General features: G+C 40.0%; 17 protein-coding genes, 1 riboswitch and 1 other annotated feature. Of the genes, 14 read left to right on the plus strand and 3 right to left on the minus strand.

Annotated features, from left to right (window positions below; genetic code table 11):
* Positions 1–67 precede the first annotated feature (67 nt).
* Positions 68–1,297: a translocation protein TolB gene (locus ACSBPO_RS00515; RefSeq protein WP_442597711.1), complete on the minus strand. Its 1,230-nt coding sequence runs from the start codon at positions 1,295–1,297 to the stop codon at positions 68–70.
* Positions 1,298–1,478: 181 nt separating this feature from the next.
* Here ACSBPO_RS00515 and ACSBPO_RS00520 point away from each other — a divergent pair, with 181 nt between their 5' ends.
* On the plus strand, positions 1,479–2,318 hold the full coding sequence (locus tag ACSBPO_RS00520; protein ID WP_442597713.1) for an undecaprenyl-diphosphate phosphatase: 840 nt from the start codon (positions 1,479–1,481) through the stop codon (positions 2,316–2,318).
* A 211-nt stretch (positions 2,319–2,529) separates the two neighbouring features.
* Here ACSBPO_RS00520 and argS read toward each other — a convergent pair whose 3' ends face one another.
* Entirely contained in the window at positions 2,530–4,221 is a 1,692-nt protein-coding gene (argS, locus tag ACSBPO_RS00525) for an arginine--tRNA ligase (protein ID WP_442597715.1), read from the minus strand.
* Between the two features lie 55 nt (positions 4,222–4,276).
* Positions 4,277–4,493 (minus strand) — a binding site (T-box leader).
* A gap of 148 nt (positions 4,494–4,641) precedes the next feature.
* On the opposite strand from argS, the gene ACSBPO_RS00530 reads away from it, so the two are divergent.
* Complete coding sequence (locus ACSBPO_RS00530) at positions 4,642–5,499, plus strand: mechanosensitive ion channel family protein (RefSeq protein ID WP_442597717.1); 858 nt, start codon at positions 4,642–4,644, stop codon at positions 5,497–5,499.
* Between the two features lie 24 nt (positions 5,500–5,523).
* On the opposite strand, the gene ACSBPO_RS00535 is transcribed toward ACSBPO_RS00530, so the two are convergent.
* Entirely contained in the window at positions 5,524–5,682 is a 159-nt protein-coding gene (locus tag ACSBPO_RS00535) for a hypothetical protein (RefSeq protein ID WP_442597719.1), read from the minus strand.
* Between the two features lie 84 nt (positions 5,683–5,766).
* Here ACSBPO_RS00535 and ACSBPO_RS00540 point away from each other — a divergent pair, with 84 nt between their 5' ends.
* From ACSBPO_RS00540 to purH, 12 genes are all read left to right on the plus strand, one after another.
* Positions 5,767–5,964, plus strand: a complete 198-nt coding sequence (locus tag ACSBPO_RS00540) for an NETI motif-containing protein (RefSeq protein ID WP_442597721.1) — start codon at positions 5,767–5,769, stop codon at positions 5,962–5,964.
* Positions 5,965–6,075: 111 nt separating this feature from the next.
* Positions 6,076–6,177, plus strand: a riboswitch (purine riboswitch).
* Between the two features lie 305 nt (positions 6,178–6,482).
* Positions 6,483–6,971 (plus strand): 5-(carboxyamino)imidazole ribonucleotide mutase, encoded by a 489-nt coding sequence (gene purE, locus ACSBPO_RS00545; protein WP_442597723.1) that lies wholly within the window; start codon positions 6,483–6,485, stop codon positions 6,969–6,971.
* Positions 6,958–8,115: a 5-(carboxyamino)imidazole ribonucleotide synthase gene (purK, locus tag ACSBPO_RS00550; protein ID WP_442600277.1), complete on the plus strand. Its 1,158-nt coding sequence runs from the start codon at positions 6,958–6,960 to the stop codon at positions 8,113–8,115. The genes purE and purK overlap by 14 nt, the downstream gene beginning before the upstream one ends.
* An 87-nt stretch (positions 8,116–8,202) precedes the next feature.
* On the plus strand, positions 8,203–9,495 hold the full coding sequence (gene purB / locus ACSBPO_RS00555) for an adenylosuccinate lyase (protein ID WP_442597725.1): 1,293 nt from the start codon (positions 8,203–8,205) through the stop codon (positions 9,493–9,495).
* Between the two features lie 155 nt (positions 9,496–9,650).
* On the plus strand, positions 9,651–10,370 hold the full coding sequence (purC, locus tag ACSBPO_RS00560) for a phosphoribosylaminoimidazolesuccinocarboxamide synthase (protein ID WP_442597727.1): 720 nt from the start codon (positions 9,651–9,653) through the stop codon (positions 10,368–10,370).
* Positions 10,363–10,617, plus strand: a complete 255-nt coding sequence (purS, locus tag ACSBPO_RS00565) for a phosphoribosylformylglycinamidine synthase subunit PurS (RefSeq protein WP_442597729.1) — start codon at positions 10,363–10,365, stop codon at positions 10,615–10,617. Before purC ends, purS begins: the two co-directional genes overlap by 8 nt.
* Entirely contained in the window at positions 10,614–11,300 is a 687-nt protein-coding gene (gene purQ, locus ACSBPO_RS00570) for a phosphoribosylformylglycinamidine synthase subunit PurQ (protein WP_442597731.1), read from the plus strand. The genes purS and purQ overlap by 4 nt, the downstream gene beginning before the upstream one ends.
* Complete coding sequence (gene purL / locus ACSBPO_RS00575; RefSeq protein ID WP_442597733.1) at positions 11,284–13,500, plus strand: phosphoribosylformylglycinamidine synthase subunit PurL; 2,217 nt, start codon at positions 11,284–11,286, stop codon at positions 13,498–13,500. Before purQ ends, purL begins: the two co-directional genes overlap by 17 nt.
* Positions 13,485–14,897 carry an amidophosphoribosyltransferase gene (gene purF / locus ACSBPO_RS00580; RefSeq protein ID WP_442597735.1) on the plus strand — a complete coding sequence of 471 codons (1,413 nt, stop codon included), beginning with the start codon at positions 13,485–13,487 and terminating at the stop codon, positions 14,895–14,897. The genes purL and purF overlap by 16 nt, the downstream gene beginning before the upstream one ends.
* A 320-nt stretch (positions 14,898–15,217) precedes the next feature.
* On the plus strand, positions 15,218–16,261 hold the full coding sequence (purM, locus tag ACSBPO_RS00585; RefSeq protein ID WP_442597737.1) for a phosphoribosylformylglycinamidine cyclo-ligase: 1,044 nt from the start codon (positions 15,218–15,220) through the stop codon (positions 16,259–16,261).
* The gene (purN, locus tag ACSBPO_RS00590; RefSeq protein ID WP_442597739.1) at positions 16,258–16,863 is read left to right on the plus strand and encodes a phosphoribosylglycinamide formyltransferase; all 606 of its coding nucleotides are present in this window, start codon (positions 16,258–16,260) and stop codon (positions 16,861–16,863) included. Before purM ends, purN begins: the two co-directional genes overlap by 4 nt.
* Positions 16,838–18,376: a bifunctional phosphoribosylaminoimidazolecarboxamide formyltransferase/IMP cyclohydrolase gene (purH, locus tag ACSBPO_RS00595; RefSeq protein ID WP_442597741.1), complete on the plus strand. Its 1,539-nt coding sequence runs from the start codon at positions 16,838–16,840 to the stop codon at positions 18,374–18,376. Before purN ends, purH begins: the two co-directional genes overlap by 26 nt.
* The last annotated feature ends 17 nt before the right edge of the window (positions 18,377–18,393 follow it).

Consider the following 18,393-nt stretch of genomic DNA (forward strand, 5'->3'; position numbering starts at 1 on the left):
TATATCAATCATGGAACAATTTGGATAATAAAAACCAATCCATAAATATGGATTGGAATAAGTGAGATTATTGAACTGTACCAAACACACTAAAAACTTCATCCCAGTTCCATTTTTCATAGTATGGCTTTGGAGTATCAATATTTTGAATCCATATATTTTCTCTGATAGGAGAAATGGATGACATTAATACATTAGACATTTTTCTATCTGTTCGTACCCAAAATAGTTTGTCGCTCCAGATTTGTGGTCTAAAATCACCTTCATGTTTAGAAGAAAATGTAATTCTTTTCTGTTTATTTGCTTTCAGATTCACGATGTATAAACTAGGTAACGGTCTTTTATCCAAAGGAACCCAACTGCTTTCTTTAGAACGAGAAACGTATAGAACTTGATTACCCATCCAGACTAGATCACGATCTACAAAACCTTTTGGTGTAAGATTTGTTTTCGTGAATGAAGGAACGCCCAGTAGCTTTAGGTGTTTATTGGATGTTGCTTCTCTTCCAACTCCATTTATGTAACCTAATACCTGACGTGAAGGTGACCACTCCATCCATTTCATATCATTTAACATCTCAGATACTCTTTGAAAGGTTTTTCCGTCACTTGAAAGAATACATAGTGTGTTGCCGTCTGCAGATAAAGAGGCGGTAGGGATCAATAAAAAACTTATCCATTTCCTATCAGGGGACCATTTAAATGGACTCGTAGATACAAAGTATTCATGTTGGTCAACAGGTATCGTATAAAAGGGTTTTATTTTGGGCTTATTTTGGTCAACACTCCATTTAACAATCGATAATTTAAGATCTGAATGAAGTTGAGTGCTTTCTTTTGAAGATGTTAAAAAGCCACTTCCATCTGGCAGCCACGAAAAGTTTTCAATATTAGTTGCTACTTTAAAAGATTTATTCGAATCAGTTTGATATAGATATAATGTTTTTTCAACCATGAACCCGATTGAATTCCCGTGAGGAGACCATTGATACTCATTGTTTACATTTGAATTTAGCTTTATATGTTTGTTCGTATTAAGAATGTATATCCAAAGCTCACCATTAAAGAGTGGAAAGTCACTTTTTGTTCCTTTGATATAGGCTACCAAGTTTCCATTTGAGGACCATTTTGGATATCTTATATACTCTTTATTAGTCAATTTTACTTCCGTTTGATTTATTTTTAACCATAAGTCATCTCCTCTAATAAAAGTTGCTTTTATAGACTGATTTCTTTCCGCAGAAGCAAAAGAAGGAATGAGAAAGACAAATAGTAGAATCAAAAGGTATTTTTTCATAAAATGCCCCTTACAGTGATTATTTTACTTTTATATTTCCCTGTATTAGATACTCTATTTACATGTTTATTACAGTGAGCTAATTTAACTTTATTTATTATGGAAAAGCATTTATTATTAAAGAATCGGTGTTTTTAAAAAAGAAATTTGTACTTAATAAAGTAAATAAGGAGTTTGTATAATGGATTTTTTAATGCTTTTAAAAGCAATTATTCTTGGATTTGTAGAGGGACTCACAGAATTCGCCCCAGTTTCTTCTACTGGTCATATGATTATTGTGGATGATATGTGGTTAAAAACAGTAGACATGTTAGGTTCCAAATATGTGGCAAATACCTTTAAAGTGGTTATTCAGCTTGGTTCTATATTGGCGGTTGTGATTGTATTTTTTAACCGTTTCTTAGAAATGTTTGGTTTAAAGAAAGTAAAACAAGAAGCTGGCCAACCCCAAGGACGTCTAAAGTTAACGCAAGTCATTGTTGGATTAATTCCAGCAGGTGTATTAGGAGTTCTTTTTGAAGATTATATTGATGAATACTTATTTTCAACTTATACAGTCTTAATTGGATTAGTCATTGGTGCAGTTTTTATGATTTTTGCTGATTATTTTGCCGGTAAAAGAACGCAGCCAGTAATAGATACGGTTGACCAAATCACGTATAAACAAGCATTTACAGTCGGATTAATTCAGTGTTTATCATTGTGGCCAGGGTTCTCCCGTTCAGGTTCAACGATATCTGGTGGGGTTCTTATTGGCTTAAGTCACCGTGCAGCTGCAGATTTTACCTTTATTATGGCCGTTCCAATTATGGCAGGAGCAAGCTTAATTTCGTTACTTAAAAACTGGCAATACTTTACGTCGGATGCCCTGCCATTTTTCATTGCAGGATTTATAAGTGCCTTTGTATTTGCCTTAATTTCGATTCGTTTCTTCTTAAAGCTGATTAATAAAGTTAAGCTTGTACCTTTTGCGATTTACCGTATTGTATTAGCATTAGTGATCTATGTAGTATTTTTCTAAAAAAGAAGGCTATGTGAAAAGGAAAACTTCACATAGCCTTCTTTATAAGGTGAGAAAGTATAACCTTTTGGGACTTCGAAAATTGTCTAGCTCCAGCGCCTAGCCCCTCGAGGTCAAATAACCTCTAGCCTAAGAAGTCAAGTTCATACTTCTTAGGCTAGAGAACATTTGCTTGTCGGGGCTAATCAAGGCGCTTCCGCATTTCTTATTTTTACATCTCATTTGGTGCATCCAGCCCCAGTAGTCGCAATGACTCCTGTAGCACAATCGTAACAGCAGAAACGAGAGCTAATCGTGCTTGAAGTTCCTCATTTTCTTCTAAAATTCTCACTTCTCCATAATACTGATTAAAGGCACGTGAAAGGTCAATTGCGTACTTAGCGATTTGGGAAGGGTCAAATTTTTTCATAGAGTTTGAGATCACTTCCGAAAAATCTCTTAGGAGGGAAATGATTTCCCAATGAGCTTTGCCCTCAAAATGAATGGATATGGTACCAGTTTCGTTCCAATTTCCTTTTCTTAAAAGGGAGTTGGCACGAGCGTTTGTGTATTGAATATATGGTCCAGTCTCACCCTCAAAACGCAGCATATCCTCAAGCGAAAATTCGATGTCATTCATTCGGAAGTTCTTCAAGTCATGAAAAATAACAGCGCCTACACCAACCTGCTTCGAAACTTCTTCCTTATTGGTTAAGGATGGATTTTTGGCTTCTATATTTTTCATTGCTAAAGAAATAGACTCCGTTAGTACTTCTTCTAGTAAAATAACCTTACCTTTTCTCGTAGACATTTTTTTACCGTCTTTCAGCATCATTCCAAAAGGAATATGGTGAAGAGTATCAGACCACTCAAAGTCCATTTTTGCTAAAACAGCTTTTAATTGATTAAAATGCAGGCTTTGCTCATTTCCTACAACGTATAGCGCTTGATCAAACTGATAGTTATTTTTGCGATAAAATGCTGCTGCTAAATCACGGGTTGCGTAAAGAGTAGCACCATCTGATTTTTTAATTAAGCAAGGAGGTAGGTTTTGTTCCTCCAATGGAACGACCTGAGCCTGGTCCGATTCGACTAAAAGCCCATTTTCCTCCAGCATTTCAACGACCATTCCCATTTTGTCATTATAAAAAGCTTCACCATTATAAGAATCGAAGTCTACTTTAAGCAATTCATAGATCTTTGAGAATTCCTTTAAGGATTCGTCACGGAACCAACGCCACAGGGATAGTGCCTCATCGTGGCCGTCCTCTAATTTTTTAAACCAAGCACGACCGTCTTCCTCAAGAGTGTGGTCCTTTTCTGCTTCGTCATGAAATTTTACATATAGTGAAAGGAGTTCCTTAATCGGTTCCTTCTTTACACTTTCCTCATTACCCCACTTTTTATAGGCTGTAATTAATTTTCCGAACTGAGTTCCCCAATCACCTAGATGATTAATTTTGACTGTCTGATAGCCGCATTTTTGAAAAATTAACGCCAGTGCATTCCCGATTACAGTGGAACGGAGATGCCCCATCGAAAATGGCTTTGCAATATTGGGTGAGGACATATCAATGGTGACAACCTTGTTTTCTCCAATGGATAAAGAACCATAATTTTGTTTTTGTGATAAGACAGCCTCTAGGACATGTTGTGTAACCATTTGTTTATTCAAAAAAACATTTACATAACCGCCGACAGCCTCTGCTTTTTGTATCAGTGGGGAGGTAATGGAATCACTGATTTGTTTCGCGATAAGTGGAGGGGCTTGCTTTCTAATTTTTGCAAGCTGAAAGCAAGGAAAAGCATAATCGCCGAAATCAGCAATCTTTGGCTTTTCGATTAATTGTTCGATGGTTGCTTTATCTATCTCTGGCTGTAGAATTTCGTATAGCGCATCTGCGAAAGATCCTACATAGTTCATAAAATAAACCTCCTTCATTTTTTTGACAGACAAATAAAAAACTCTCGTCTCTAATAAAAGAGACGAGAGTTCAAATATCCCGCGGTACCACTCTAATTGTTCCCATAAAGGGAAACCAGCTTCACGTTAACGAGGCTTTGCCCCGGCCTTTCCTACTCCATTCAGAAAAGCATCTCAAAAGTGCGGTTCATTAACTGTTTTAGTATCAGGCTCTCACCATTCCTGACTCGCTAGGACGAACAGATAATTACTCTCTTTTTCATCGATTTTGGTTTGTTTAGTTTGGGTGGGAGTTCGCATAAGCAAGCTTCATCCACTTTTCTCTGTATTATATCCGATAATAATAATTTTGCCAACAATTGTTATTTTTATGAAGTTTGCAAACAATAACCTATGAATGGATTCAAAGTAGGTGTTGAAATGGATTGGATAGATTACCTTCACAAGTATAAACTTACTAGTATTTTTATTGCGATCATGATTGCTTGGTTGGCGGTTATTATCATCAATAAACTGGTTCAAAATTTTTTCAAACGGACCCATTTTATTGAGGAAAGGAAAGAGCAAACCATCGCGAGCATGGTCCATTCCTTAACAAAATATACCGCGACGTTAAGTATTATCTTTTTTGCCATTTCCCAATATGTCGAGCATTTTGGAAGAGTTTTAGCAGGGGCAGGGGTTGTTGGGGTCGTAGTTGGGTTTGGAGCCCAGAGCTTGATCAAGGATATACTGGCTGGAATCTTTTTAATTTATGAAAAGCAGCTTCATAAAGGCGATTTTATTATGATTAATAATACGTTTAATGGAACGGTTGAAGATATCGGCCTTCGTTATTTAAAGGTACGGGAATGGAGCGGGAGGCTATTAACGATTAGCAATGGGGAAATAAAACAAATCCATAATTATAATATCAATCGAATGAGGGTAATTGAAAGGATGGTTATCAGTTATCGCGAGAATCCGGAAATCATTTTTAAAATATTAGAGGAAGCTTGTGAAAAAATAAATGAAACCAAATGGGACTGTTTAAAATTAGATGGAGAAAATGGTCCCATTGAACCATTTCAGGTGTATGGAATGACTTCTATCAACGCATCCTTTCGAGGCATTGAATACACGATTACCGGGCTTGTCAATGATGATGATTATTGGGATGCGGGGAAAGAGGCGAGAAGAATCATTGCTCAAACCTTGTATGATTATGGAATTAAGCTGGCTGAAGATACGATGCTAGTGAAACAAGTGGAAGCAGAGCTATTAAGCGAAAGAAGTTAAAAAACCGGAGATGACTTCTCCGGCTTAACGTTTCGTTTCTTTTTTTACATTATTAGGGTGTGGATAATCGCCCCCAAGGATTCCTGTTAAAGCCTCACGATCCATTGGGCTTGGATCCTCTCCTACACCAGGAGCCATATTGTTGGCCATTGGTAATTGTTCAAGCTCTTTTCCTCTTGGCATCTTGTTCACCTCCATATGTGTTAAGTTGTGCTATTATCTTAGTAATAAATCTAAAGCAGGGAAAAAAGAGGGAGATTTTTTAAGATGAGTAAAAAGAAGATGCAATTTGAAGTACAAGAAAATGAAACGATTGAGGAATGTTTAGATCGGATCAAGAAGGCCGGTTATATGCCAGTACGTAGAACGGAAAAGCCTATTTTTCAAGAAGTGAAAAAAGGCAGTGAAACCGATTATGTACCAGTTGGAAGACAAATTATCTTTGAAGCGAAATTAATCGAGTAAAACACGAACATTAGTTCATTTTTAAAAATTATCGTTCGATTTTTTGGTTGACAGTAAAAGGTAATGGTTGGTATGATATAGATGTTGAAGGAAAAAGGTTTTCTTTTTCTAATTGTATCGTAATCTTACCCTCGTATATCCATGGGAATATGGCCCATAAGTTTCTACCCAATTACCGTAAATAATTGGACTATGAGGGAAAGTCTATATGTTCGGTTTGCTAAAAATGTAGGGGAACCCCTAGTTTTTTTGGCGACTAAAAGCGTGATTTGATGCCCGAACAAATGGCTTTCTCTTTTGGAGAGGCTATTTGTTCGGGTTTTTAATTTGATAAGAAAGTATAATTTTTTGGGAATTCGAAAATTGTCTAGCTCCAGCGCCTAGCCCCTCGAGGTCAAATAACCTCTCGCGTAAGAAGTCAAAGTACAGACTTCTTACGCGAGAGAACATTTGCTTGTCGGGGCTAACCAAGGCGCTTACGCTTTTCTTATTTGTTTGACCAATAGGAGGACAGATAAATGCCAAATCTAGTCGGAGTCATTATGGGAAGTAAATCGGATTGGGAAACCATGAGATACGCTTGTGAAGTGTTGGAGGAGTTTAATATTCCTTATGAAAAACAAGTGGTATCTGCACATCGTACACCTGATTTAATGTTTACATATGCGGAAGAAGCAAGAGGTAGCGGTTTAAAAGTCATTATTGCTGGAGCAGGTGGAGCAGCCCATCTTCCTGGAATGGTAGCGGCTAAAACGACCTTACCGGTCATTGGCGTTCCTGTTCAGTCAAAAGCATTAAATGGTTTGGATTCCTTATTATCGATTGCTCAAATGCCAGGCGGGGTTCCGGTTGCAACGGTGGCGATTGGGGCATCGGGAGCGACGAATGCAGGCTTACTTGCTGCACAAATTTTAGCCACTGTAGATAACGGTTTAGCAAATAAATTAGAAGCAAAAAGAGAGGCCATCAGAGCCGAAGTCCTTGAAAGTAGTGATGAACTTGTTTAACAAAACCATTTTACCGGGAGCAACGATAGGAATTATTGGTGGAGGACAGCTCGGAAGAATGATGGCTATTGCGGCGAAAGCAATGGGATTTCGAATTGCTGTACTAGAACCGACAGAAGATTCTCCTTGTGGTCAAGTAGCAGATGTTGAAATCATAGGAGCATACGATGATCGAACAGCCATAAGTGAATTAGCAGAAATAAGTGATGTAATTACTTATGAATTTGAAAATATCGATGCTGAAACATTAGCTTGGTTATGTGAATTGGCTTATGTTCCACAAGGGCCAAAGCTTTTAACTATCACCCAGGACAGAATAAAGGAGAAGGCTGCTATCCTTGGTGCTGGTGTGGAGGTTGCTCCATATGAAGTAGTTACTAGTGTAGAAGAGCTTTCTTCCAAAATAGAGTTGATTGGCTATCCTGCTGTGTTGAAAACGGCAAGAGGCGGTTATGACGGTAAAGGTCAGCTAGTGATGAAAGAGAAGAATGATCTAGTAAAAGCTGATTCGCTATTCCAGCGCGGAGAATGCGTTTTAGAAAAATGGGTTCCGTTTGAAAAAGAAATATCGGTCATTGTGAATCGTAAATTGGATGGGGAAACAACGATTTTTCCGGTTGCTGAAAATATTCATCAAGAAAATATACTCCATACCACGATTGCGCCGGCGAGAATTTCGTTAGCCATCCAAGAGGATGCCGTTAGAAAGGCAAAACAAATTGCGGACCATCTTGGGCTAGTAGGAACACTTGCCGTTGAAATGTTCGTGACAAGTGATGGTGTGATTTATATCAATGAACTTGCTCCTCGCCCGCATAATTCGGGGCATTATACGATTGAATCATGCGAAACTTCTCAGTTTGAACAGCATATAAGAGCAATCTGTCAGTGGCCATTAGGAAGCACTAAGCTATTAAAACCAGCGATTATGGTCAATCTATTAGGGGAGCATATCGAAAATGTTTTAGCCGAAATACCTGGAATGAATCACGATTGGAAGATTCATCTATATGGCAAGAAAGAAGCGAAATTCAAACGAAAAATGGGCCACATCAACATCTTAACAGATGATATGGAGTGCACCCTCACAGAAATACAAAAAAGCAGCATCTGGAAAACAACAACCCCAACCCTTACACACTAACGCTTTAAAGCCCCGGGGGTCTGACCCCCGGTACGTTAATGTGATAAAGTGGGATAGGTAAGTTAAGTATGATCGGAGGATATGAGGATGATTGATCGTTATACACGCCCGGAGATGGGTTTGATTTGGACGGAGGAAAATCGCTTTCAGGCATGGCTTGAAGTGGAGATTTTAGCTTGTGAAGCTTGGGCAGAGCTTGGAGAAATTCCAAAGGAAGATGTGGCAAGGCTTCGTGAGAATGCAAGTTTTGATATTAACCGGATTAAAGAAATTGAAGAAGAAACAAGACATGATGTTGTCGCGTTTACACGTGCCGTATCCGAAACACTTGGAGAAGAAAAGAAGTGGGTTCACTATGGATTAACTTCAACCGATGTGGTTGATACAGCTCTTTCTTATGTGATTAAGCAGGCAAATGTGATCCTACGAAAAGACATTGAAAACTTTATTGAGATTTTAAAAGAGAAGGCGAAAGAACATAAATACACCGTGATGATGGGTAGAACACACGGCGTGCATGCGGAACCTACTACTTTCGGACTGAAGCTTGCTTTATGGTATGAGGAAATGAAACGTAATTTGGTTCGCTTTAATCAAGCAGCAACGATGATTGAAGTAGGGAAAATCTCTGGTGCGGTTGGAACTTATGCCAATATCGATCCGTTTGTGGAACAGTATGTATGTGAAAAACTTGGTCTTGAAGCAGCACCTATTTCAACTCAAACCTTACAAAGGGACCGTCATGCCCAATACATGTCAACGTTAGCATTAATTGCGACTTCTATTGAAAAAATTGCGGTTGAAGTTCGCGGTCTTCAAAAGAGTGAAACCCGCGAGGTAGAGGAATTTTTTGCGAAAGGTCAAAAAGGCTCTTCAGCAATGCCGCACAAGCGTAATCCAATCGGTTCTGAAAATATGACTGGTATGGCGCGAGTCATCCGCGGTTATATGATGACTGCTTATGAAAATGTTCCTCTATGGCATGAAAGAGATATTTCACATTCATCAGCAGAGCGAATTATCCTACCAGATGCCACTATTGCGTTGAACTATATGTTAAATCGTTTTGGAAATATCGTTAAGAATTTAACCGTATTCCCTGAAAATATGAAAAGAAATATGGACCGCACCTTAGGCCTTATTTATTCTCAAAGAGTCCTTTTAGCTTTAATTGATAAAGGTTTTTCAAGAGAAGAAGCGTATGACACCGTACAACCAAGAGCTATGGAAGCATGGGAAAAACAAGTGCCTTTCCGCAGTCTAATTGAAGCAGATGCAACGATTACTTCTCAACTAACTTCTGAAGAAATTGCGGATTGCTTCGATTACAAATACCACTTACAACACGTTGACACCATTTTCGAACGACTTGGTCTATAGAAACGGCGGTTCGCTAAAGAACTGACGCTCAACCGTATCGAAAAAGGAGGGGGGAAGGCCCCCTTCTAAACACTCTAAGACTGAAGATTCCTAATATTCATATATTAAACCTTTCCCTGGTGCAAGAAACCTAACATTTTTAGGAGGCGTAAGACGTGGAAAAAGGACAGTTACTTTATGAAGGTAAGGCTAAAAGAATTTATGCTACAGATGATGAGTCAATCGTTTGGGTTGAATACAAAGATTCTGCCACAGCATTCAACGGTGAAAAAAAAGCTGAAATTACTGGTAAAGGTCGTTTAAATAACGAGATTACTAGTTTGATATTTTCAAAGCTTCAAGAGCAAGGGATCGAATCTCACTTTATTAAAAAGCTTTCTGCGACGGAGCAATTAGTGAAGAAGGTTCAAATTATCCCATTAGAAACCGTTGTCCGTAATGTAGCAGCTGGCAGCTTATCTAAAAGAACTGGTTTACCGGAAGGACAAAAACTTCGCCAAACCATAGTGGAATTCTATTACAAAAATGACGATTTAGGCGACCCACTTTTCACAGAGGATCATATTTTCGAACTGCAGCTAGCGACCAAGGAACAACTGGAGACCTTAAAGCAAAAAGCGCTGCTAGTAAATAACGTGTTAACGGAACTTTTCGAAGAACTAGACATCCTTTTAGTCGATTTTAAGCTAGAGTTTGGAATCGATGAGAATGGTCAGATATTACTTGCAGATGAAATTTCCCCAGATACTTGCCGTCTATGGGATGCAAATACGAACGAGAAACTAGATAAAGATGTATTTCGACGTAATTTAGGGTCATTGACAGAAGCTTATGAAAAAATCTTAGCCAAATTAGGGGGAGCCTTACATGTATAAAGTAAAAGTTTATGTAACCTTACGTGAAAGTGTACTAGATCCACAGGGAGTAGCAGTGAAAAACTCTCTTCATTCTTTAAATTTCTCTGAAATTGAAGAGGTTCGCATCGGGAAGTATATGGAGCTTACAGTTGAAAAATCAGATAGACCAGTGGAAGTCGTTGTAAAGGAAGCTTGTGAAAAATTACTGGCCAACACGGTTATTGAAGATTACCGATATGAAATCGAGGAGTGTGTTGCACAGTGAAATTCGCGGTGATTGTTTTTCCTGGCTCCAACTGTGATGTCGATATGTTTCATGCCATCAAGGATGAGCTTGGAGAAGAAGTGGAATATGTGTGGCATGATCAAGACAGCTTAGAAGGATTTGATGCGATTCTATTACCAGGGGGCTTTTCGTATGGTGACTACCTTCGCTGTGGAGCCATCGCTCGTTTTAGCAATGTCATGAAAGAAATCGTAAAAGCAGCTGAAGCAGGGAAACCAATCCTAGGCGTGTGCAATGGCTTTCAAATTTTACTAGAGGCTGGATTATTGCCTGGAGCCATGCGACGTAATGAAAGCTTGAAGTTCATCTGCAAGCCTGTGAGCTTAAAAGTAGAAAACAACCAAACGATGTTTTCTAGCGATTATGGGCAAGATGAAGTGATCACTGTTCCTATCGCTCATGGAGAAGGAAACTACTATTGTGATGAACAAACTCTACAATCTTTAAAAAATAATCATCAAATTGTTTTTACTTATGAAGGAGAAAATCCGAACGGAAGTATGGCCAATATTGCAGGAATCACGAACGAAAAAGGAAATGTCCTTGGCATGATGCCACATCCTGAAAGAGCAGTGGATTCTCTTTTAGGCGGCGCAGACGGTCTGAAACTTTTTCAATCAATCGTAAGAAGCTGGAGGGAATCAAATGTCGTTAAAGCTTGAGCCAACTGTGGAACAGATTAAAAACGATAAACTATACCGCGAAATGGGTATTTCAGATGAAGAATTTGCGATGATTGAAAAGGTTCTCGGAAGACTTCCGAACTTTACGGAAACTGGATTGTTCTCGGTTATGTGGTCGGAGCATTGCAGCTACAAAAATTCAAAACCGGTATTAAGAAGATTCCCTACATCAGGTGAACGAGTTTTACAAGGTCCTGGTGAGGGTGCTGGTATTGTGGATATTGGTGATGGTCAGGCCGTTGTTTTTAAAATCGAAAGCCATAATCACCCATCTGCGATTGAGCCTTACCAAGGGGCAGCAACAGGTGTTGGTGGAATCATACGCGATGTATTTTCAATGGGAGCAAGACCGATCGCTCTATTAAACTCGCTTCGTTTCGGTGAGTTAACCTCTCCTCGAGTGAAGTATTTATTTGAAGAAGTGGTTGCAGGGATCGCAGGCTACGGAAATTGTATCGGAATCCCAACCGTTGGCGGCGAAGTTCAATTTGATTCTTCCTATGAAGGAAATCCACTTGTAAATGCCATGTGTGTCGGCTTAATTAACCATGAAGATATTAAAAAAGGTCAAGCACACGGTGTAGGCAATACCGTCATGTATGTTGGAGCCAAAACGGGCCGAGACGGTATTCATGGAGCTACTTTTGCTTCTGAAGAGTTAACCGATGCTTCGGATGAAAACCGTCCAGCGGTTCAAGTAGGCGATCCTTTTATGGAAAAGCTTTTACTCGAAGCATGTTTAGAGTTAGTGAAATCAGATGCCTTAGTAGGAATTCAAGATATGGGGGCTGCAGGCTTAACGAGTTCTTCCGCAGAAATGGCAAGTAAAGCAGGCTCCGGAATCGAAATGAACCTAGATTTAGTACCTCAACGTGAAACAGGGATGACAGCCTATGAAATGATGCTTTCTGAATCACAAGAGCGTATGCTAATCGTCGTGAAAAAGGGCCGTGAACAAGAAATCGTTGACCTATTTTCAAAGTATGGATTAGAAGCGGTAGCGGTTGGAAAAGTAACGGACGATAAAATGCTTCGTTTGCTTCATAAAGGTGAAGTCGTTGCCAATGTTCCGGCGGATGCGTTAGCGGAAGAGGCTCCAGTTTATCATAAGCCTTCCTCCGTACCAGCTTATTTTGAAGAATTCCAAGCAATGGAGAATGATATTCCATCCATTGATGATTATAAAGAAACCCTTTTGGCACTTTTACAACAGCCAACGATTGCAAGTAAAGAATGGGTTTACGAACAATACGATCATATGGTCCGCACAAATACAGTTGTATCTCCTGGTTCAGATGCAGCGGTAGTAAGAATTCGGGGAACGCGCAAAGCGTTGGCGATGACAACAGATTGTAATTCACGCTACCTATATTTAGATCCTGAAACAGGCGGAAAAATTGCTGTCGCTGAAGCAGCAAGAAATATTATTTGTTCAGGTGCAGAACCGTTAGCCATCACAGACTGCTTAAATTTTGGCAATCCGGAAAAACCGGAAATCTTCTGGCAGTTTGAAAAAGCGGTTGATGGCATGAGTGAGGCTTGCCGAGTGTTACAAACACCTGTAATTGGCGGAAACGTTTCTTTATATAACGAAACAAATGGTACAGCGGTTTACCCAACTCCTGTAGTTGGAATGGTTGGATTAGTAGAAGATCTTGACCATGTGACCACTCAGAAATTTAAACAAGCGGGTGACCTTCTTTATTTAGTTGGGGAAACAAAGGATGAATTCGGTGGCAGTGAGCTGCAGAAGCTTACCTATGGCCGCATTTTTGGAAAGGCTCCTGAGTTGAATGTGGAACTAGAGCAAGCACGCGGTCAACAGGTATTAAAAGCTATTCGCCATGGGTTAGTTCAATCGGCTCACGATTTAGCGGAAGGTGGTTTGGCAGTAGCGGTAGCTGAAAGCTTATTTGGAACAGGAGACCTAGGTGCTGAAGTTCAAGTTAGCGGCAATCTTGTTTCTGCATTATTTAGTGAAACTCAATCGCGTTTCTTACTTTCTATTAAAAAAGAAGACAAAGAACAGTTTGAAAGTATCGTGGAAGCGAAGCTGATTGGTGAAGTAACCGATTCTTCTCTTTTAAAAATTGCTAGTGGCAATGAAACACTGATTTTGTCTCAAGTTGCTGAGCTGGAAAAGGCTTGGAGAGGAGCAATCCCATGCTTGCTGAAATAAAAGGATTAAACGAAGAGTGTGGCGTTTTCGGCATTTGGGGTCATCCTAATGCAGCTGAAATCACCTATTATGGTTTGCATAGCCTTCAGCATCGCGGTCAAGAAGGTGCTGGCATGGTTGTCACAGATGGTGAGATCCTTAGGGGGCTAAAAGGGGAAGGGCTTGTAACGGAAGTTTTTACTTCCGATGCAATGAAAGATATCAAGGGGAAGGCTGCCATTGGCCATGTTCGTTATGCCACGGCTGGTGGAGGCGGCTACGAAAATGTTCAGCCTCTTCTTTTTCACTCCCAAAGCGGAAGTTTAGCACTTGCTCATAACGGAAACCTAGTCAATGCTACTGCTTTAAAGCACCAACTAGAGACGCAAGGCAGTATTTTTCAAACGAGCTCTGACACCGAAGTATTAGCACACTTAATTAAGCGCAGCGGCTTTTCTTTAATGAAGGACCGTGTCAAAAATGCATTAACGATGTTAAAAGGAGCGTATGCTTTTTTAATCATGACGGAAACGGAGCTCATGGTGGCCTTAGATCCGCATGGATTACGTCCTTTGTCGATCGGTAGATTAGGAGATGCCTATGTGTTGGCATCTGAAACTTGTGCTCTTGATATTGTCGGAGCGGAATTTGAACGAGACGTACTTCCGGGCGAACTCGTCATCATTGACGATGAAGGGATCCGTTCCGAAATGTACTCTTATAACACAACAAAAGCAATGTGCACGATGGAATATGTTTATTTTTCAAGACCAGATAGTAATATTCACGGCGTCAACGTTCATACAGCCCGTAAAAATTTAGGTAAGCGTCTGGCAATGGAAGCGCCAATCGAAGCAGATGTGGTGACCGGTGTGCCCGATTCCAGTATCTCCGCAGCGATCGGCTATGCAGAAGCGTCAGGTATTCCATATGAAATGGGCTTAATCAAAAATCGTTATGTGGGCAGAACCTTTATCCAGCCTTCTCAATCATTGCGGGAACAAGGTGTCAAAATGAAGCTGTCGCCTGTTCGCGGAGTTGTGGAAGGTAAAAGAGTGATTATGGTGGATGATTCGATTGTACGCGGTACAACGAGTAAGAGAATTGTGAGGATGTTGAAGGAAGCAGGCGCAACGGAAGTTCATGTGGTCATCAGTTCACCTCCGATTCAAAATCCTTGTTTCTATGGAATCGACACTTCTACACGCGAGGAGTTAATTGCCTCGAATCACTCGGTTGAAGAAATTCGCCAATTAATTGAAGCCGATTCCCTTACCTTTTTATCGGTAGAAGGAATGGTGGAAGCCATTGGCCGCCAGGAAGAAGGCGAAACACGCGGGTCCTGTCTAGCCTGCTTTACAGGGAAGTACCCAACAGAGATTTATCCGGAAAGTTTACAAGCTTTTCAAAAATGCTAAATGGGTTGGCACCGCCAGCCCCTTTTTTAAAAATAATTGAAGTCGTCGGGCTCAATTGTGACAAAGTTAGTAATATTGCTAAATTAGTCAGATAAAACGCTAAAAGAGTCAGATAAAACATCAAATTAGTCAGATAAAACATGAAAAGCATCAGATATCTCTTTTAAAAAATGAGTCAGACGTTCTTAGCCGGTTGATAAAACTCGATTCTCGGTTGATAAATCCTTAAAAGCGGTTGATAAAACCCGAAAATCGGTTGATAAACCACAAAAGCCGGTTGATAAACCATACTTTCACCCCTAAAAAGGAGGTCATTAAAGATGTCCAATGCCTATAAACAAGCTGGTGTTGATATAGAAGCAGGCTATGAAGCGGTAAACCGAATGAAAAAGCATGTGAAAAGAACCGTACGCCCTGAAGTAATGGGTGGACTTGGCGGATTTGGAGGCATGTTTGACCTATCAGCATGCGGCTTAAAGGAACCCGTTCTTGTTTCTGGTACAGACGGAGTGGGAACAAAGCTGAAGCTTGCCTTCGAAATGGATCGCCATGATACGGTTGGCATTGATTTGGTTGCGATGTGTGTAAATGATATTGTCGTACAGGGTGCAGAACCGCTGTATTTTTTAGATTATATTGCATGTGGTAAAGCGGAGCCAGCCAAAATTGAGTCCATTGTAAAAGGGATTTCGGAAGGCTGTGTTCAAGCAGGATGTTCGTTAATTGGCGGTGAAACAGCTGAAATGCCTGGCATGTATCAGGATGGTGAATATGATTTAGCTGGTTATGTAACCGGAGCTTGCGAGAAATCGAAACTTATTACCGGTAATGAAATTAAGGCAGGAAATGTACTTATTGGCTTAGCTTCAAGCGGTGTTCATAGTAATGGTTATTCACTTGTTCGAAAAATAATCGAGACCAATCAGCTTTCCTTAACCGATTTTTCAGAAGAACTAAGTGCGCCTCTTGGAGATGTACTTTTAACACCGACAAAAATTTATGTAAAATCGATCCTTCATTTACTAAAAACATTCAAAATGAACGGTATGGCTCATATTACTGGCGGAGGATTTATTGAAAATATCCCGCGTATGCTTCCTGAAGGTTTAGGGGTGGAAATGAAGGAAGGTAGCTGGCCAATTTTGCCGATTTTCCAATACCTACAAGAAAAGGGTCAACTAGACCGTATGGAAATGTACAATATTTTTAATATGGGAATTGGCTTTGTGCTTGCAGTTGATGCAGAACTTGCCGAGCCCATCATGACTGCTTTACATGAACTTGGTGAACAAGCATTTGAAATAGGGGTAGTATCAGAAGAAACAGGAGTAGAATTCGTCGCTCCCAAAGAGGTTCATGTATGATAAAAATAGCTATTTTTGCCTCAGGCAGTGGAAGTAATTTTCAGGCCATCATTGACAATATCCAATCTGGTTCTTTAGAGGCAGAGGTTGCGTTATTGGTATGTGATCGACCAGGTGCGTTTGTTACAGAAAGAGCAAAGCAGCACAGTATTCCTGCATTATCGATTGCTCCTAAAAATTACCCTAGTAAGGTAGAATATGAAGAGTCTATTTTAAAAGAGCTGCAAGAGAAAGAGGTAGAATTTATCGTTCTTGCCGGCTATATGAGATTAATTGGTTCTACCCTTTTGAAGGTATATGAAGGAAAAATCGTGAATATCCATCCATCCCTACTACCTGCTTTTCCTGGAAAAGATGCCATCGGTCAAGCAATCGCTGCAAACGTGAAAATCAGTGGTGTAACGGTTCACTATGTGGATGCCGGAATGGATACCGGACCAATCATCGAGCAAGCAACGGTTTTTTTATCAGAAAATGAAACAACAGAATCACTCCAAAAGAAAATTCATGAAGTAGAACATCAACTTTATCCTACTGTCTTACAACATCTTTTTAACAAACTGGAGGAAAAAAAGGATGAGCAAAAAGCGAGCACTTATTAGTGTATCCGATAAATTTGGAATTGTAGAATTTGCTAGAGGTTTAGTAGAGCTTGGCTTTGAAATCATTTCCACAGGTGGAACGAAGAAGTCATTACTAGAAAATGGCGTGCCTGTTATGGGAATTAGTGAGGTTACTCATTTTCCTGAGATTTTAGAAGGCCGTGTTAAAACTTTGCATCCATCGATTCATGGTGGCTTACTGGCTAAGCGTAATGATGAAGGTCACCAAAAGCAATTGCAAGATCATGAGATTGACCTCATTGATATCGTTTGTGTCAATCTTTATCCATTTAAAGAAACGATTTCAAAACCTGACGTAACGGTAGAGGATGCGATTGAAAATATTGATATCGGCGGTCCTACGATGCTTCGTGCTTCTGCTAAAAATCATGAATACGTTACGGTTGTTGTGGATCCTCAAGATTACGATGTCGTTCTAGCGGAGTTAAAGCAAACGGGAGTTACAACGAAAGAAACACGTCGCCGTCTAGCTGCTAAGGTATTCAGACATACAGCAGCTTATGATGCACTTATTGCTGAATATATGACAGAGCTTGTACAAGAGGAAACTCCAGAAAAATTAACGGTTACTTATGAATTAAAGCAAAGTCTTCGTTATGGTGAAAACCCGCATCAAAAGGCTAACTTTTACCGTAAGCCATTAGGGAAGGAGTTTTCCATTGCTTATGCAGAGCAGCTGCATGGGAAAGAGCTTTCTTATAACAATATTAATGACACGGATGCAGCTCTTCAAATTATTAAGGAATTTAAAGAACCAGCGGCAGTTGCGGTCAAGCATATGAATCCTTGCGGTGTCGGTACAGGTGAAACCATTTTAGCCGCTTTTGATAAGGCATTTGAAGCAGATCCAGTATCGATTTTTGGAGGAATTATTGCTTTAAATCGTGAAGTGGAGGCTCAAACCGCAACAAAGCTTCATGAAATCTTTCTTGAGATCATTATTGCCCCTTCTTTTTCTACTGAGGCGCTTGAAATTTTACAAGCGAAAAAGAACTTACGTTTATTAACGATTCCATTTGACGTGGAAGCAAACCGTGAAAAGAAAATTGTTTCCGTTCAAGGTGGCTTACTCGTCCAAGAGGAAGATTACTTTACATTAGAAAATGCAGAGCAACGTGTGGTAACGAAAAGAGAGCCAACTGCAGAAGAGTGGAAAGCTTTAAAGCTAGGTTGGAAGGTTGTGAAGCATGTGAAATCGAATGCCATCGTTCTTGCTAATGAAGATATGACGGTTGGAATTGGTGCCGGACAAATGAATCGTGTCGGTGCTGCTAATATTGCGATTGAGCAAGCTGGAGAAAAAGCAACAGGTGCCATTATGGCATCAGATGCCTTCTTCCCAATGGATGATACTGTAGAAGCAGCAGCAAAAGCGGGGGTAACAGCCATCATTCAACCGGGCGGAAGCATTCGTGATGAAGATTCGATTAAAAAAGCAGATGAATATGGCATCGCTATGGTGTTTACGGGAGTAAGACATTTCAAACATTAAAATAGTGGGGTGTTCGG

This window comes from Neobacillus sp. D3-1R, from assembly GCF_052180215.1.
Lineage (GTDB): Bacteria > Bacillota > Bacilli > Bacillales > Cytobacillaceae > Pseudoneobacillus.

Excerpts from the sequence above, each read along its gene's own strand:
- ACSBPO_RS00515 (WP_442597711.1), bottom strand. The coding sequence starts at position 1,297 with ATGAAAAAATACCTTTTGATTCTACTATTTGTCTTTCTCATTCCTTCT.
- ACSBPO_RS00520 (WP_442597713.1), top strand. The coding sequence starts at position 1,479 with ATGGATTTTTTAATGCTTTTAAAAGCAATTATTCTTGGATTTGTAGAG.
- argS (WP_442597715.1), bottom strand. The coding sequence starts at position 4,221 with ATGAACTATGTAGGATCTTTCGCAGATGCGCTATACGAAATTCTACAG.
- ACSBPO_RS00530 (WP_442597717.1), top strand. The coding sequence starts at position 4,642 with ATGGATTGGATAGATTACCTTCACAAGTATAAACTTACTAGTATTTTT.
- ACSBPO_RS00535 (WP_442597719.1), bottom strand. The coding sequence starts at position 5,682 with ATGCCAAGAGGAAAAGAGCTTGAACAATTACCAATGGCCAACAATATG.
- ACSBPO_RS00540 (WP_442597721.1), top strand. The coding sequence starts at position 5,767 with ATGAGTAAAAAGAAGATGCAATTTGAAGTACAAGAAAATGAAACGATT.
- purE (WP_442597723.1), top strand. The coding sequence starts at position 6,483 with ATGCCAAATCTAGTCGGAGTCATTATGGGAAGTAAATCGGATTGGGAA.
- purK (WP_442600277.1), top strand. The coding sequence starts at position 6,958 with ATGAACTTGTTTAACAAAACCATTTTACCGGGAGCAACGATAGGAATT.
- purB (WP_442597725.1), top strand. The coding sequence starts at position 8,203 with ATGATTGATCGTTATACACGCCCGGAGATGGGTTTGATTTGGACGGAG.
- purS (WP_442597729.1), top strand. The coding sequence starts at position 10,363 with ATGTATAAAGTAAAAGTTTATGTAACCTTACGTGAAAGTGTACTAGAT.
- purL (WP_442597733.1), top strand. The coding sequence starts at position 11,284 with ATGTCGTTAAAGCTTGAGCCAACTGTGGAACAGATTAAAAACGATAAA.
- purF (WP_442597735.1), top strand. The coding sequence starts at position 13,485 with ATGCTTGCTGAAATAAAAGGATTAAACGAAGAGTGTGGCGTTTTCGGC.
- purM (WP_442597737.1), top strand. The coding sequence starts at position 15,218 with ATGTCCAATGCCTATAAACAAGCTGGTGTTGATATAGAAGCAGGCTAT.
- purN (WP_442597739.1), top strand. The coding sequence starts at position 16,258 with ATGATAAAAATAGCTATTTTTGCCTCAGGCAGTGGAAGTAATTTTCAG.
- purH (WP_442597741.1), top strand. The coding sequence starts at position 16,838 with ATGAGCAAAAAGCGAGCACTTATTAGTGTATCCGATAAATTTGGAATT.